Here is a 15,675-nt window from a genome sequence, read left to right on the forward strand (position 1 = left end):
CATTACTTATTTTTTGAAGCGGCAAGAAATAAACTCAGCCAACCAAGAATAAACAACAATCCACCTATCGGGGTTACCGGGCCAATAAAGCGCGCAAAACCGATGTGGGTAATCTCTCTTGTCGCCAGCAGATAAAGGGAACCTGAAAACAGGACAATTCCAAAAGTAAAAAATCCGTAAGCCAGCTTTATCAGTTTTGGTTGATTCAGACTGAGCTGAGAAAGGAACAATAAAGCGAAAGTATGATAAAACTGGTATTCCACTCCTTTGCTCCAAATGAGCAGAGCTTCCGGGCTTACCTGACTCTTTAAACCATGGGCACCAAAGGCACCAAGTACAACAGCGGTCAATCCAAATAGAGATGCGGTCAAAATAATACGTCTGTTCATCATAAAATCGGCTTTTTTAATCCTCCAAAATTAAGAAACTTGGCTGCATTTTCTTAGTAATCCCAACTTATTAAATTAAATTTGTAGGAACAACAATAAAACCTGTACGGAATATTGCTTACTAAAGTTCGGATGGAGCTTAGGTAGGTTTCACAACGGCAAAAAATATCTGATTTGAAAAAGATTCTTGTTAGTATCATTGTACTTCTGACGGCCATTGTTACCATGGCTTATTTATATTTTTCCAAACTGAATACTCAGCATGCGCAGTCTGACCTCAGTCTGTATGCAGCAGTAAATCAGTCGGGCTTTGTGTTCTCTTTTGAGAATGATAAAAGTATCCTTGATATTTTCAAAGGACAAGACAACTTTGAGGAGATCATTGGAGAAGAAAAAGCGAAACAGATGCAGTCCCTGAAAACCTTTTTACTTTCTTCCCCGAACATCAACAAGCTCATCCATAAGCAAACGGTATACCTGAGCTTCCTGGCCGGAACAGGCAAGGAGATCAATTACCTCCTGAGTACTCAAAGCGGAACGGAAGTTAGTAAAAGACAACTGTTCCAGTCCTTAAAAACCGGAAACATCCTGCTCGACAGTACCGGCAATACGACAAAAATCACCTTACCCGACAGCAGCGTATTTTATCTGGGAATTAAAGACCATTTAATCCTGCTTTCCAATACCCCGCAACCAGTCAAAGAAATACTCTCGAAAACATTTGATAAAAAAGACGACAATTTTGTGGCTTATATCAAGTCGGGCAGCAGGTTCTCCAAAAATAGCCTTGCTCAGCTTTACATTAACTTTAACCGCATTCCGGCAATACTGAAAGCGGTTGTACCCGGAAAATTAACCGGAGAAGCGGCTGTGCTTGACCATCAGGATGCATTTGCATTGTTCAGCTATAATTTCAGTAAGGAAAGGGTTTTGTTTACCGGTACTACGCATTTAAATGACCCGCACAGCTATTACCAGCTGTTCTCCGAAACGCCTCCGCAAAAGATTACGATCAACACCATCCTTCCGGAACAAACAGCCAATTACAGCATCTATGCGGTAGACAGTTATGCCAATTGGAGAAAAAAACTGGAACCCTGGTTTGCCTACCGTAAGGAAGACAAAAAAAGGGCAAAACTCATTGAAGACATCAATCTGAAATACCATTTAAACCTGGAAGCACTTTTTCCTAAGTATTTCAAAAACCAGTTCTTAAATTTCCAACTGGGCAGTGGTGAAAAATTGGCTGCAATAAATCTGACCAATGGCGACAAGCTCAATCAGTTGCTTCTTGATCTAAGCGACAACTATTCGGATGAAATCAAGCAATTTAAAGAAGCTGATCTGTTATATACTTATTTTGGGATGCCTTTTAAATCTTATAAGAAACCATATTATGTCATTATAGATAATTATCTGGTTTTTTCTAACTACGCCGCTCCGATACAGACCTTCCTGGATGATTACAGAAGCAACAAATTATTGGTCAATACCCACACTTATACCAATGTAAACAATCAACTGCCCAATAATTCAAATCTCAATTTCTATGTAGATCACCAGAATTCCCGCGATCTGCTGAATAAAAATATTTATCTCCCTTACCTGAAACACCTTCAATCGGAAAAAGGATTGAAAGAATATGAAGCTTTTGTTTATCAGTTAAGCGGAGATAAGGGAACCTTCCAAAGCAATATTCTGTTAAGCAAGCCATTGGTTATTGAAAAAGAATTTTAGAATTTTCACCATAAATCATTAATAATCATCAAGTTTGTTAAGCAAACTTTTAAAACATGTTAAAAAGGGGAATAATTATCTGCATCTCACTCCTATCCGCTAATTGCTTAAAAGCGCAGCAGTATGGGTTATTTAATACAAAAACGCTCTTTGACGGGTTTGAAAACCCTGCACAAAAGACCTTTACACTGGATTCTTCCAGAAAATTCGCTTCAAACTTCCTCCTCCCTTACTTTGGGGTAAACGCAGCAAGTAAGGGCAATTCTGATTTCATCAGAAAAGCAATAAATGAGAACAAAACCGACAACAGCCTTTTACCTATGGGCAAAAAAGGAAACAATACTGTTGCTCAAAATACAAACGTCTATTTATTCAATCTAAAGATTTTCAATTCTTATAAATACCAGAAAGAACTGGGCTTTTCCTGGCAACTCCGGACAGATGCTCATGTGAATTACACGAATGAGACCCTGGATCTTCTCAATAATTATAGAAACCTGATTGCGCAGCCACCACAGGCAAGTGCTTTCGATAATGATGGTTATGTTCAATCCTATCATCAATTCAGCGTCAGTTATCGGGAGAATTATACTAAAAAATTAGCTTTTGGTTTCAAATTCAGCATTTTAAGCGGAACGACATACAACAAACTGGACATCACAGATTCCGAACTCAAGGATATAGCCGGTGTAACGCACATTGCATTCAAGGGAAGTTATCAGGGAACTTTTCTGAAAGGAAAGGAAATCTCCTACAATACTTTCATGCCCAGCTTCAGAAATCCAGGTGCCTCAATCAGCCTTGGGACTTCCTACAATGCTAAAAGTGGCGTTTTTATGATGGCCAATGTAAAAGATCTGGGTTTCATTCGCTGGAATAGCAAATCTTATTCAAAGGACATCGATGCATTAATCCCACTTACAGGCTCAGAGACCAATAAGGAGATGAAAAATCGCATTACTGATGCCATTACGAGCAAACCAGACACCAACAGCTTCTATTCTTTAACCAATGCAAAAGCTGACTTCATGATTTCCAAAAGCTTTGGTTTCTATACCCCCGGACTAATTGTATCCAAGAACCTTTTTTACAAAGGTGGAGATGCGGCATTTGTCAACAAATTCAAATATGAGAACTTTTCTGTAACAGCTGTTCCTACTTATAATTTTAATAATCTATTCTTCATGGGACTGCAGGGAATGTACCAAACGCCTAACTTTGAAGTATTCCTTGGCTCCGATGACTTGTTCAAAACCGTAAGTCAGGCCAAAGGGTACTTCAACAAAGATGCGACGACAGGAAAAGGATATAATGGTGCGGCTGTTTACTTCGGCCTGGCCATAAAGGTTGGAAACTTCGTCGAACATCCATTAAACAGTAGTACTATGCCAGGTCTGGGAGATGAACCAACCAGCCTGTTCAAAAGGTTTTTTAGTATTTTCTCTAAAAAGAGGTAGCGATGTTATTAATCTCATAGTATTTTCTTGATCAAACAATATATAAACTTACAGTAGTATACAACAGCTTTGTTGAATAAACTTATAAAGTCAAAATATTCTAGTGGTTTGACTTTACAGAATTTAAATTATTTTTCAGCTATCATTTTCCACTATCTCATTTAAAAATCCGTATCCAATAATTTTTCCTGGATGACCGAAAAAGAATTTTTCCTCAAGATGCCTAGCTCCAATAAATTTATCTGGATCTAGTGTTTCAATTTTTACAATAAAAAAATTATTATTTTCTCTTACCTCTATAAATCGGGAGGGCATTAGGTAGCTTTCATTGGCCTCCAGCCAAATCGACACTCTAAGGGTATTATTGATCCTAATTCCTTCGAGCATTTTGAAAAACGTAAAACACAATACTGACATTTTTTCTTATTTATAATATATCCATTCTATTTTCATACTCTTGTTAAAAACATCTAAGACGGCCTGATTATCGAAAGAAATAGCCCTATATCTCCCCGCGTCTAGAAATTGAAATCCACCTTTCAGAGCTGATTTTTAAACAGTTCATTCCAGTTGCCCTCGATATGACTTTGTTTGGGCGTATTGATTCACCATTTTTTTGTTAGTACTGTTCGAAATGCTACATTTCTTAACGGCTTTCGTTAGCTATTATTTCGACTAACCTGTTTCGATCGATTGGCAAGATTTCCAATGGATCGTGTGTTATTCTATATACAATATTGTTTTCGTCAATACCTATAAAATCTCCATCTTCCAACTCTTTCAAATGGTAATAATCTTTATTTTCTATAGTAGTGGCATAAATATCATCGTCATTTATAAATTTTCGCTCTTTCTCGGTTAAGAATGAAGTAATTTTCGAATTACTACCCGCCCCAATAAAAATCTTTTTAATAGAACTAGTATCAATCTCCAAATTTTCAAATTTATACTTTGAAACCTCACTGTCAACAGAATAACCATTTATCATTCCAAAAGCAACATACACCGATGCCGACAATAATTTCCCTGAATAACCGTTTTTAACGGAAATATTCGAAAGTTTATAATTTTCAGCAATAGGTTCATAAAACTTGTTATAAAAAAAGGAATTATACGTAAATCCAACATAATTAGGAATATCTCCCATTCCTACCATTACACCTTTTAACAAGCCTGACTCAACCTGGCGATATAATTTATTGCCAAGCTCACTTGATAATTTTAAAAACACTGCCTTCAAAAATTCTATCTCCCAAGGCTCAATTTTTGTTCTTTTAAAAAAGCTAAACATCTTATTTATTCTAAAATTTTGTAAACCAATTATATTTCCCAAACCAACCAACATCTGATTTGATACCTATACGTAAAAATCTAAGGTTCCGGCAATTTTATTCCCCATATCACTTCCAAAATACCCATTCAGTGCTTCATCTGGCAAACCTCGAACAACCCTCGTTACCAGAGAATTTGAACTAATAGACCAACCCAAACCAACATTACTCGATACATCCTGAACTTTATTTCCGGATGCGTTATACAATAGGCTTATAGGGACGCCAGATGCTCCCCTACCCTGTAAGTTGTGAATCGGAACAGAAATACTTGGTACACCTGAATATAAATTTACCGGAGTACTTGCTTGTCTTAAGATTGACATTGAGTTTGGAGCGGGAGAAATAACAGATGCAGATTTATCATATTGACAATAACCAACCTGAACTATTATATTTAGTAAAAAACATATCGCTAATTTCATCAAGGAAGATTACTTTCCTTAGATCTTTGGAAGGTAAAAGAGGTTGAACGCATATTGAGATTATAAAATTTCAGACTAATATATTTTAATGAAGTAACTTCTATTTAATGGACTAACTCATCCAAATTTGATGATCACTATCGATAGTTTTTATTTCTTAAATAGAAGTACTTCTTTAAAACAAGAATTCCATCAATCTGGTATTTCTCTCTATTACTTGACTATATCGAATTTCACAGTTCTATATAGTCAAAAACTAAGCTTCATTTACTTAAGCTATGCATCCTATAACCAAAATCTAACTTACTGACGGCTTTTAGTTTGACGAAATAAATCTAGAAAAAATATTCTTTACTTTCTCTTTTATTATTCCGTGTAAGTCTAGTTATTTAACGTGAGTTGGGTTAAGCTAAACTAACGTTATTGAAACATCTGGCAAAAGCAAGCAGGAAAAAGTAAGACGCTCAAGAAGCCAGGTTCCAAATCACAGCTCCTAAATATTGCGTATCAGAAGTACACTTTCCATCTGCCGAAACAAAGAAGATCCAGCAATGCAACTCATCCCCTTTGTAAGGTCCGGGTATAGTTAACGTTGCAGACAGGTCGCTTCTCCTTGCGACCTGGAATTCCAGACATTTTCTTTTTATTGAGTTGTAGCACATGATGTAAGCCAGATCATCTGATTTTGTCGTAATACTCCTCATCCGGGGCATCTCCCAAATCACTTTTAGTACGTCTTTGCTTTCCATTAACAACTCTGGTCTTATAACCGGGTCTATTGCTTTATGCAAGCTTAGCTTCACTTTAGCGTAATCCAGCTCATATTCAGGATAAACTCCTGTTACCGCGTTTTCTAAATGATAAGTTACTGCTACATTTATTGGAATTCGCTTCTTTCCTGCACTCTGATAGCCTATAGCGACCAAACTGGAACAACGGCCCAGAAAATCATTCACCAGCTTAAAACGGCCTCGTTGATCCACCTGACTCAGGCTCGCTTGTTTATTCGTTTTTTGAGGGGAGTTTTTAACAACGTCTTTTCCCTTCCATTTCGTAGCAACGACATGTCCGACAGTGCCGTTGAAGGGACCAAATATCCCTGGTTTATAAGTGCCCATATTTTAATTTTTTAAATTGAACTCAATTACCAAAATAGCTTTCCGACGTATACACTATTTGAAATACGCTTTCTATCACTTGAGATAAATGAGATATAGAGTTCCATTAATGATTTTTTGTTTTCGATGAATAAAGGGAGCAGATCTTTGCCAATAGACCTTGCCGCACCAGCTGTAACGAATTTAGCCATATTTAACTCCGGAAAGTAAGCCAGCATCATCACCTGATCCGACCAATGACTTCCTTCCGGATCAGTCTCCCCATCCCAGCTAAATTCCACCCCTTTATCAACCAGCTTTATCTTAGCTCCCAAGGACATCGGCAGATCCCCCTTAGTTAATAAAGCCTTTTCGAAATCAATTTTGATCTTCGGATAATTTCCCTTTGTTGCATTCTTCCAATTGTACTCGAACGCAGGGTTTTGTGGATGTACTTTAGTCAGTCTGGCCTCAATTTCAAATCCAATCATGATGAAAGGCATCACCGGATTTAGAAATTTAGACGTCACCTTTGTCTTCTGCATCACCGCCAATTGCGATTTACTCCGCTTCTTATTGTTTACCCCAATGCCACGTGTGACCATTTTACCGTTCAGCTCATAGGAGACGGTATTTCCCAGCTTACCACTCGGAAGCCTGTTTCTTGATGTTGCCATATCTTTATAGTTTATATAATTAAAATTTTATAAACTAATATAATAATAACAACCTTAATTTACTAATTCACAAGGTATAATTGCCGGATTTTGCCGAAGATTACCGGAATTTACCGGAGATTGCCACCAAATTAACCGGAAAATCTCTGGTAAATCAGCACCCGTTAAATTCTTTATAGGCTTGTATAGTGTTATGTCCTGATTAGGGCTGTATTAGGGGTTGCCGTAGGGTTGGCGGCGTCAAAGGCCTCATCAACCGTTACCAACCCTTCGGCAACCCGTCTTCAGCCCCTCAGCAACACCAATGCCTATACAAATCCACCCCGCATCCTCAGGAATATACAGCAGCACAATTATAATACTAAGAGAAATACAATAGCATACTCAGAAGAGCTGCCTCTAACCGGGAAAATATTACTTCTTCTTAGGGGTTGTTAAAACGAAATCCTTTAGATAAAAGGGTTCAAAATAAGCTACATCTTCAAATTTTGCAGCTTCAAAAGCTTCCATCGCCAGGCGGCTCATATTGGAAGCTGAATTGAAATTTATTTCAGAAAAGCGGGCATGTTCATGACGCAATGCTTCGGCACACTTTGCAGCGCCGTCACCAATAAAAGTGATGACCTGGTCATTCAACAAATCTTCAAAGCTTTGCTCATCTATAATTTTTGCCTCTACAGGAGAGATATGCTGTAATTGCTGATCAAATACCGCCGTAAAGACTTCCATTCTTCTCGCATCGATCATAGAACAGATCAATCCTTTATTTTCCGGTAGCTGTGTAATAAAACCTTCCGCCATCATCTGAAGCGTATCTATGGCAATCAAAGGCTTGTCTAAAGCAAAACAAAGTCCTTTAGCCGTAGAAACACCAATTCTCAAACCAGTATAAGAACCAGGACCTTTACTCACTGCAATCGCATCCAGTTCCTCATATTTTAATCCCGCAGTATCCATTACAGATTTGATGAATAAAGTCAGGCTACCTGCGTGAATATTGCTCGCCATTTCTTCTTTCAGTGCAATGGTTTTCCCATTCTGAGAGATGGCGGCAGAACAAACTTGTGTAGCAGTTTCGATTTGAAGTATAGTGGTCATCAGATAAAATTAAATACTCAGGCTTAAGGAACAGGATCGTGTCCATGTTTACCCCAGGGGTGACAGCGTCCAATCCGTTTCAAAGTTAACCATCCTCCTTTAAAAGGTCCATGCTTTTTTATCGCTTCTATTCCATACTGGGAACAGGTAGGTGTAAAACGACATTGTGCTCCTAATAATGGCGACAAAAGCAACTGATAGGCCCGAATCAGCAGCAGGAAGAACCAGCCGATGACCTGTTTAACTACCCTGATCATTTTTGATGTTGTTAACCAGCCTTTTTAAAGCGCCATCCATCTTCTTCTCCATAAAAGAGAATTCATAGATCTTCTTTCCGACAAACTGCAAAGAAAAAATAAGCAGTTGTTCCTGCTCCGCAATTGCGGAATAGAGTTCGGCTTGTTTTTGCAAACGGTATGCCTCACGGCTTCTTCTCTTGATCAGGTTTCTGTCTACCGCCTTTTTGAAGCGCTTTTTGGAAACATTGATCACTACCTGAGCGGGGAAGCTGTGTGGGACATCAACAAAAAGATAGGAAACGCGAAATGGGTATAATAAAAAAGAAGAACCGTCTTTAAATAGCAGATCTAATAATTTTCTACTACATAACCGTTCTTCTTTATTAAATGTGTTCATGTTTTTGATCGCAAATTTGCAGATATTGTGATCTGCTAACACTTAATGTGCTGCAATCAAAAATTATGCTTTGTGACGACGTTCGTCAGAAACTGATAGTTTGCTTCTTCCTTTTGCACGACGAGAAGCTAATACTCTTCTACCGTTTGCTGTAGCCATTCTTTCGCGGAAGCCGTGTTTGTTTCTTCTCTTTCTTTGCGAAGGTTGGAATGTTCTTTTCATAACTGTATTATATCTTAGACTATTTTTTTAAATAAGAGGTGCAAATATAGCTTGATTTTTATTTAATTGCAAATAGAATTCAAGGTAGTTTTCTTTTTTCTTGATTTCTTACAAGCCAAGCGCAGCTTTAAGCTTGATATAGCCCGTTTTACTTACCGGAAGCCATATGTCAGATTTCAATAATACAATATAACTGTCCTTTTCTTTCAGTTCTATTTTTGTCACCTGCGCCAAATTTATGATATATGAACGATGAATACGAATAAATTGAGAAGATTCTAAAGTCTGCTCAAAGAAACTCATCGTTTTATTCTTGTGAAATATCCCTTCAGTAGTACTCAGCTTCACATAATCATCATCTGCTTCCAGGTAATGAATGTCGGTCACCGCAATGATCTTAATCACGCCATTCTTTTTCACCACCACCCTGTTGTTCTGTGCAGGGTTCAGTGCCGCCGAATCTAACAGTTCTTTTGTATTGCCATCTCCATTATTTAACCTTGCCGGCAATTTCTGAATCGCCTGCTCAAACCGGCTTTGCTCTATCGGTTTCAACAGATAATCTACAGCATTGACTTCAAAAGCTTTGATGGCGTATTCGTCGAAAGCCGTAGTAAAGATTACTGCAGGATGCTTTTCCACCAGCTCCAGCATCTCAAAGCCGTTGATCTTAGGCATCTGGATGTCCAGGAAGATAAAATCAGGCTGATGCTGCGTAATGGCCTTAATCCCTTCAAACCCATCGCTACATTCTGCAACGATCTCAATATCCGGAAAACTGCTTAAGTAATGTTTTACTATATCTCTGGCAAGGGATTCATCATCTATTAGTATCGTTCTCATCATTGTTTCTGAGGTATTTTAAGCGTGGTTATATACATATTTTCTTCTGTGGCCCTGGTTTGCAGCAATTTTTCATCTCCAAATAACAAATACAGTCTCCTTTTAATGGCCGTTAATCCAAATCCCGTCCCTCCCGCAGCTTTCATTTCGGGATCAAAAGGGTTTTGAACCGTCACTTCAAGCATGTTATTTTCTACGGTTACCAGTATGGAAATCGTAATTGCGGCAGCAGTATTGTACAAACCGAATTTAATGGCGTTCTCTACAATCGGTTGCAACAAAGTCCCTGGCAGGCATAAATCTATGGTTTCTTCCTCAACTTTCACATCAATATTTAAACGATGACTAAAGCGTACTTTTTCTATATCCAGGTACAGCTGAATGTACTCCATCTCCTCCCCTACATTTACCCAAACCTCATCGTCTCTTTTTAAAGTCCCCCGCAGGAAAGAAGCCAGCTTCATGATCATCGTCCCTGCTTCTTTAGGGTTCATAATCGTGAGTGCATACACAGAATTCAGACTATTGAAAAGAAAATGAGGCTGCAGCTGGTGTCTTAATTTATTCAATTCTGCTTCTTTAGATAAGTTTTGCGCGGTGAGTAAACGTTCCTGGGTGGCCGATTGCTCTTCCAAACGGTACCATAATATATTGGCAAGGGCGCACCAGGCTAAAAAGACAAATACAATGATAAACCGAATGATCAGCGACAACTGCAGAAAACTTTTATAAGTAGCTTCGTCGACAAAAAGATAACTTAGAGAAACATTGCTGATAAAAGTAATCAGACCGGCAAGCATCAGGGTCAGGACGAGTAAAAAAAGAATGGTTTCATTCTTCGGCTGATAGTAGCCCAGCATATTGCTCAGAATCATACAAGCCAATGCCAGCAGCCCGTTTGTAATCACGCTATCGGCCACAGAAATGAACCAGTTAAAATTCAGGGTATAATAAAAAAGCAGTATAAATACAGTAACCCAGGCCATAAATATGGCTGAGGCAAATCGTTGAATATTCTTATTGGCTAGAGGTCTGCTGGTCAAAATAGTTTTAATTAGGATTCTTTATGGATATACTTTGATGCAGAAACGCCTCCCGACGTTTCAGCTCATCTAAAAAAATTGCCATGTCTTCTGGCTCATGTAATACGGACGCGATTTCAGACCCATCTCCAGGCGCTTCGATCTCGTACAAATCCGCAATACAGATAAACTCCCACTTCACCAATTCCCCCTTACAGTTACGGAAAGGGCGGTGAAAATTTTCCGACTGCCCTTCTCCTTTATTTAAGGCTTCCTGAGCATCTTTGGCCTGGATTAGCCGTAATTGTTCATCAAACTGAGAGGCATAATTACCATCTCCACTGATGATTTGAAAAATATATCTTAACGCAAACCATTTCATCGGTATCCATTTTAAAAGTTTCTGATCTCTATCCCTCCGAATAAAGCCACTCCTGTGATCTTCACAATTTTACCTTCGTTGCTCGTCACAATAACCGGCCCCCTCTTATCATCGCAGCCTCCAAAAATGGCGGTTACCTCCGACTTAACGATCCAGCTTGGAGGGAGAATAATTTTAACCCCACCAAAAACAGCGATGATCTCCAGCACAATGGCGCCCTCAAAATCAGCCTGGGTAAGGTTCAGGTTACAGCCACCAAAAACCGCCACGACCTCTCCACCTTTAAAATTCTTGGAATAAACCATCTGATCTGTCCCGCCAAAAACAGTAACCGACTCAATGACATCATTTTCATCTACCCAATCCCCCTTTTTTTGCGTTGAAGGTTCAGCAGCTCCGGAATCTTCAGCTCCTGAGCCATCCCCCATATCTGCCGGGCCCTCACCCATATCTCTAAAATTAAAGTCAGCGTGTTTTTTCCTCCATTTTTCTCTGTTCAAGCCTTTCCCTTTAGGTTTTAAAATCAAAAACAGACCGACGATGATGAAAGCACAAGCAAAGAAATACTTGGACAGATCAACATCAACAATATCCCTTACCGTAGCATACCCTCCAATAATAACCAGAATACACCAGCCTCCTGCATCAAAATTTCGTTTGTAGCCAATCAACAATCCGATCACCAACATCAAAGTATGCCAACTAAGTATCCAGTGAGGGATATCAATCCCTACATTTCTTAAAAAGAAGACCAAACCGATCAGAAGGAGCACTAAACCACTCCATACCCTGTTGTTCTTGTTACAATCTTTCCACTTTTCCATTATTCCTTATTTTCATCAGTAATTACAATTCATTTTCGGGCTATGAAGCGATCATAATCATGATGGTTTCAATATACCTATCTGTTCACTCTTCTTAAAAGCTAATCTATGCGCTTTCTATAATCAAATGTATATAGGTTATGGGCATTTTAAAAGGCAAATCATTCCGGAAGCTGCGAATAGTCGGTAAACTCCTATTTTTTATCGGTTAAAATATCCGTTAATTTGAATTCGTAACTATTTACCCGCAAAACCGATACCCAATAATGAAGAAACTACTAGTCGCTGTGCTGCTCTGGATCCCCATGATCACATTTGGACAATCCTCCGAACAGCCTTACAAAATATATGATGTAAAAAACCAGAAGATCATCAACATTGATGAATTAATCGCCAATACCAACAACATCGATGTCCTCTTTTTTGGAGAAGAACACAATGATTCCATCGGTCATATTTTAGAGTTTGAGTTGCTGAAAAAACTGAGCAGTGCTTACCCAAAAACAGCCCTGGCTTTGGAGATGTTTCATACCGACACACAACCCGTGATGAACGAATACCTGGCGGGTCTGATTTCGGAAAAGAATTTCAGCAAAGAAGCAAGAACCTGGAACAACTATAAAGATTATCGCCCCATGATTGAGTTTGCCAAAGCCAGCCAGCTTCCGGTAATTGCCGGAAATGCCGCGGCAAGATATAGCAATGCGGTAACCAAATCGGGACTGGAAGTCTTAAAGCAATTCCCCTCCGCCTCTCTTGCCTTCCTTCCGCCGATCCCTATAGATACTGCCACAGGAAGATATTATGACAAATTTATAGAAACCCTTGGAGGTCACGACATGGGTCCAATGAAGATCTACCAAACGCAAAATCTTTGGGATGCCAGCATGTCCTGGTCAATAGCCAAGTACTATAAAGCCAATAAAGGAGTAAAGATTTTTCAGGTTAACGGGCGTTTTCACAGTGATGAAAAACTGGGAACACTGGCTAAATTAAAGCAATACCTGCCAAAACTTCGGATAGCAAATATTTCCTGTTTCCCGGGAGATGATTTTGCAAGCCCCGACTGGACTAAACACCAGCACCTTGGAGATTACATTATCCTTACTGACCCGAAAATAAAAAGAACTTTTTAAGCGTAAAAACAGCAATAAAAAAGGGCTTTAGGAAAATCATCATTTTCTTAAAACCCTTTCTATTTTTTAAACGTTGCTGCTTACTTATTTTTCAGCAAATCGCGTATTTCGGTAAGCAATACCTGATCCTGTGTTGGCGGTACCACTGCAGGAGCTGCTTCTTCTTGTTTTCTTTTCATTTTGTTGATTGCTTTCACCATCAGGAAGATGATAAAGGCTAAAATGAAGAAATTGATCACCTCTGTTACGAAGTTACCCCAGGCAAATACAGGACCTACTTTCCTCGCGTCTTCCAATGAAGCCGTAGGATTCGATTCCACGAATTGTCTTACTTTTTCGCTTAGTGGCAGATAGAAGTTAATGAAACCTTTATCACCAATCAATAAGCTAATCGGAGGCATGATCAAATCATTCACTAAAGAGGTCACAATCTTGCCGAATGCCCCTCCAATAATCACACCGACAGCCAGGTCAATCACGTTGCCCTTGACTGCAAATTCTTTAAATTCTTTTACAAAACTCATAAGTAGTATTAGTTTTAGTTTTTAAACATCGTAATAAAAGTATAAACTTTATTTCTAAAAAACGCCATTCATCCAGCCATTACCACTTTTTTTTTAGTACGGCTAAACAAGTAGAACAATACATTTCCCTATAAAAACCCATTATGCCATAGAAACCATTATGGCCTTGCAGATCACATCAGGAATTTAAAAACAATTATATACTGATAAAAAAAACAAGTATATTGGAAGAATGTCCCTAACGCTTAAAACCATACCTACCAATCAGATATAAATTAGATAAACCGATTTCCTGAGTTTATCGGCTTAGCCGAAAACACAATAATACTTTGTCGGGATAGTTTATATGTAAACCAAATTCGTATTTTTGAAGCGGGTACATAAATACCTATTTTACAAAACATGCTTAAACAACATCTACAACAAAAATTACTTCAGAAGCTATCTCCACAGCAAATTCAATTTATAAAATTGCTGCAAGTACCTACAGTTGCATTAGATACCCGTATAAAAGAAGAATTAGAAGAAAACCCTGCACTTGAAGATCCCAGCTTAATGATCGCTGAGGAGCCGAAAGGAGAATATGATGATCTGAATGATACTCCGGATGATTTTGATTCCAGTGCCAAAGAAGAGAATACGGATGAGTTTAATGTAGATGATTATTTACAGGATGACAACGTAAACGACTATAGTACCTCCTACAACAATGATGATGACGAAGAAAAAAAAGAAACTCCAATCGCGATTGAGAGCACCTTTTTTGAAAGCTTACAGGAACAACTCGATTTAGTTCCTTTATCTGATCAGGATTTCATCATTGGCAAGCAAATTATTGGAAGCTTAGATGACGATGGTTACCTGCGCAGACCTATCACCTCCATGATCGACGACCTTGCATTTTCACAAAATGCCATGGTAGAAGAAGAGGATGTGCTGGAAATGCTTAAAGTAATCCAAAGCTTCGACCCTCCGGGAATAGCTGCAAGAGACCTTCAGGAGTGTCTCACACTTCAGTTAAAACGTAAAGACCCGGCAAACCCGATCATTCAGAAAGCCATCATTATCGTTGAAAATCACCTGGATGAATTTACCAGAAAACATTACGATAAACTGGAAAAATCCCTCGGCCTGAACAGCGATGACCTCAAAGAAATTATTGCGGAAATACTACGCTTAAATCCAAAACCAGGAGACTCGAACCAGGTAACGACCAAGCAACTGCAGGTCATCCCTGATTTCCATGTTTCCAATAATGACGGTACTTTAATCCTGACACTCAATTCAAAAAACGCACCGGAACTCAGAGTGAGCCGTTCGTATATTGACATGTTTGATCATTATGATAAAGCGGCACAAAAGGATAAAAAACTCAAGGAAGCAGTACAGTTTGTAAAACAAAAACTGGATTCTGCAAAATGGTTTATTGATGCCATTAAACAAAGACAGCAAACCTTGTTAAAGACCATGAATGCCATCATGCAATACCAGTATGAATACCTGCTGACTGGCGATGAGCGCAAAATGCGTCCCATGATCTTGAAAGATATTGCAGACAAAATTGACATGGACATTTCTACCGTTTCCAGGGTGGCAAATTCTAAATATGTGCAAACAGAATTTGGAACTTTTCTCTTGAAATCTTTCTTCTCTGAAGCCATACAAACAGAAAGTGGTGAAGAAGTATCCAACAAAGAGGTAAAGAAAATTCTGGAAGACTGTATCGGAAACGAAGACAAACGTAAGCCGCTTGCAGATGAAAAACTGACAGAAATCCTTAAAGAACAAGGTTACAATATCGCCAGAAGAACAGTTGCAAAATACAGGGAACAAATGAACATTCCTGTGGCACGTTTAAGAAAAGAACTATAAAAT

19 protein-coding genes are annotated in these 15,675 nt (G+C 38.7%); 4 read left to right on the top strand and 15 right to left on the bottom strand.

Annotated elements, in window-relative coordinates; genetic code table 11:
• Window positions 1-2: 2 nt before the first annotated feature.
• Entirely contained in the window at window positions 3-392 is a 390-nt protein-coding gene (locus AAFF35_RS20640; protein ID WP_342328422.1) for a DUF423 domain-containing protein, read from the bottom strand.
• A gap of 171 nt (window positions 393-563) precedes the next feature.
• On the opposite strand from AAFF35_RS20640, the gene AAFF35_RS20645 reads away from it, so the two are divergent.
• Window positions 564-2,126 (top strand): hypothetical protein, encoded by a 1,563-nt coding sequence (locus AAFF35_RS20645; RefSeq protein WP_342328423.1) that lies wholly within the window; start codon window positions 564-566, stop codon window positions 2,124-2,126.
• Between the two features lie 56 nt (window positions 2,127-2,182).
• Window positions 2,183-3,583, top strand: coding sequence for a DUF5723 family protein (locus AAFF35_RS20650; RefSeq protein WP_342328424.1), 1,401 nt, complete (start codon window positions 2,183-2,185; stop codon window positions 3,581-3,583).
• 135 nt (window positions 3,584-3,718) lie between these two features.
• On the opposite strand, the gene AAFF35_RS20655 is transcribed toward AAFF35_RS20650, so the two are convergent.
• From AAFF35_RS20655 to AAFF35_RS20715, 13 genes are all read right to left on the bottom strand, one after another.
• Window positions 3,719-3,970: a hypothetical protein gene (locus AAFF35_RS20655; RefSeq protein WP_342328425.1), complete on the bottom strand. Its 252-nt coding sequence runs from the start codon at window positions 3,968-3,970 to the stop codon at window positions 3,719-3,721.
• Between the two features lie 259 nt (window positions 3,971-4,229).
• Window positions 4,230-4,916 (bottom strand): hypothetical protein, encoded by a 687-nt coding sequence (locus AAFF35_RS20660; RefSeq protein WP_342328426.1) that lies wholly within the window; start codon window positions 4,914-4,916, stop codon window positions 4,230-4,232.
• Window positions 4,917-4,940: 24 nt separating this feature from the next.
• Complete coding sequence (locus AAFF35_RS20665; RefSeq protein WP_342328427.1) at window positions 4,941-5,240, bottom strand: SpvB/TcaC N-terminal domain-containing protein; 300 nt, start codon at window positions 5,238-5,240, stop codon at window positions 4,941-4,943.
• Window positions 5,241-5,803: 563 nt separating this feature from the next.
• Window positions 5,804-6,457 carry a DUF6266 family protein gene (locus tag AAFF35_RS20670; RefSeq protein WP_342328428.1) on the bottom strand — a complete coding sequence of 218 codons (654 nt, stop codon included), beginning with the start codon at window positions 6,455-6,457 and terminating at the stop codon, window positions 5,804-5,806.
• A gap of 26 nt (window positions 6,458-6,483) precedes the next feature.
• The gene (locus AAFF35_RS20675) at window positions 6,484-7,113 is read right to left on the bottom strand and encodes a DUF6266 family protein (RefSeq protein WP_342328429.1); all 630 of its coding nucleotides are present in this window, start codon (window positions 7,111-7,113) and stop codon (window positions 6,484-6,486) included.
• Window positions 7,114-7,527: 414 nt separating this feature from the next.
• A complete protein-coding gene (gene tsaB, locus AAFF35_RS20680; RefSeq protein ID WP_342328430.1) occupies window positions 7,528-8,211 on the bottom strand; it encodes a tRNA (adenosine(37)-N6)-threonylcarbamoyltransferase complex dimerization subunit type 1 TsaB in 684 nt (227 codons plus the stop codon).
• Between the two features lie 23 nt (window positions 8,212-8,234).
• Window positions 8,235-8,468: a membrane protein insertion efficiency factor YidD gene (yidD, locus tag AAFF35_RS20685; protein ID WP_342328431.1), complete on the bottom strand. Its 234-nt coding sequence runs from the start codon at window positions 8,466-8,468 to the stop codon at window positions 8,235-8,237.
• A complete protein-coding gene (locus AAFF35_RS20690) occupies window positions 8,452-8,847 on the bottom strand; it encodes a ribonuclease P protein component (RefSeq protein ID WP_342328432.1) in 396 nt (131 codons plus the stop codon). Before AAFF35_RS20690 ends, yidD begins: the two co-directional genes overlap by 17 nt.
• 63 nt (window positions 8,848-8,910) lie before the next feature.
• Window positions 8,911-9,069, bottom strand: a complete 159-nt coding sequence (gene rpmH, locus AAFF35_RS20695; RefSeq protein ID WP_073232865.1) for a 50S ribosomal protein L34 — start codon at window positions 9,067-9,069, stop codon at window positions 8,911-8,913.
• A 108-nt stretch (window positions 9,070-9,177) separates the two neighbouring features.
• The gene (locus AAFF35_RS20700; RefSeq protein WP_342328434.1) at window positions 9,178-9,915 is read right to left on the bottom strand and encodes a response regulator; all 738 of its coding nucleotides are present in this window, start codon (window positions 9,913-9,915) and stop codon (window positions 9,178-9,180) included.
• The gene (locus AAFF35_RS20705) at window positions 9,912-10,955 is read right to left on the bottom strand and encodes a histidine kinase (RefSeq protein WP_342328435.1); all 1,044 of its coding nucleotides are present in this window, start codon (window positions 10,953-10,955) and stop codon (window positions 9,912-9,914) included. The genes AAFF35_RS20700 and AAFF35_RS20705 overlap by 4 nt, the downstream gene beginning before the upstream one ends.
• Before the next feature lie 7 nt (window positions 10,956-10,962).
• Complete coding sequence (locus AAFF35_RS20710; RefSeq protein ID WP_342328436.1) at window positions 10,963-11,316, bottom strand: DUF4288 domain-containing protein; 354 nt, start codon at window positions 11,314-11,316, stop codon at window positions 10,963-10,965.
• Window positions 11,317-11,327: 11 nt separating this feature from the next.
• Entirely contained in the window at window positions 11,328-12,140 is an 813-nt protein-coding gene (locus AAFF35_RS20715) for a hypothetical protein (RefSeq protein ID WP_342328437.1), read from the bottom strand.
• Between the two features lie 266 nt (window positions 12,141-12,406).
• Here AAFF35_RS20715 and AAFF35_RS20720 point away from each other — a divergent pair, with 266 nt between their 5' ends.
• A complete protein-coding gene (locus AAFF35_RS20720) occupies window positions 12,407-13,276 on the top strand; it encodes a ChaN family lipoprotein (protein ID WP_342328438.1) in 870 nt (289 codons plus the stop codon).
• 80 nt (window positions 13,277-13,356) lie between these two features.
• Here the strand turns inward: AAFF35_RS20720 and mscL are convergent, their stop codons facing one another.
• Window positions 13,357-13,800 carry a large conductance mechanosensitive channel protein MscL gene (gene mscL, locus AAFF35_RS20725; protein ID WP_342328439.1) on the bottom strand — a complete coding sequence of 148 codons (444 nt, stop codon included), beginning with the start codon at window positions 13,798-13,800 and terminating at the stop codon, window positions 13,357-13,359.
• A 402-nt stretch (window positions 13,801-14,202) separates the two neighbouring features.
• On the opposite strand from mscL, the gene rpoN reads away from it, so the two are divergent.
• Window positions 14,203-15,672, top strand: a complete 1,470-nt coding sequence (gene rpoN / locus AAFF35_RS20730) for an RNA polymerase factor sigma-54 (RefSeq protein ID WP_342328440.1) — start codon at window positions 14,203-14,205, stop codon at window positions 15,670-15,672.
• The last annotated feature ends 3 nt before the right edge of the window (window positions 15,673-15,675 follow it).

Origin of the sequence: Pedobacter sp. FW305-3-2-15-E-R2A2 (genome assembly GCF_038446955.1) — a bacterium.
Taxonomy (GTDB): domain Bacteria; phylum Bacteroidota; class Bacteroidia; order Sphingobacteriales; family Sphingobacteriaceae; genus Pedobacter.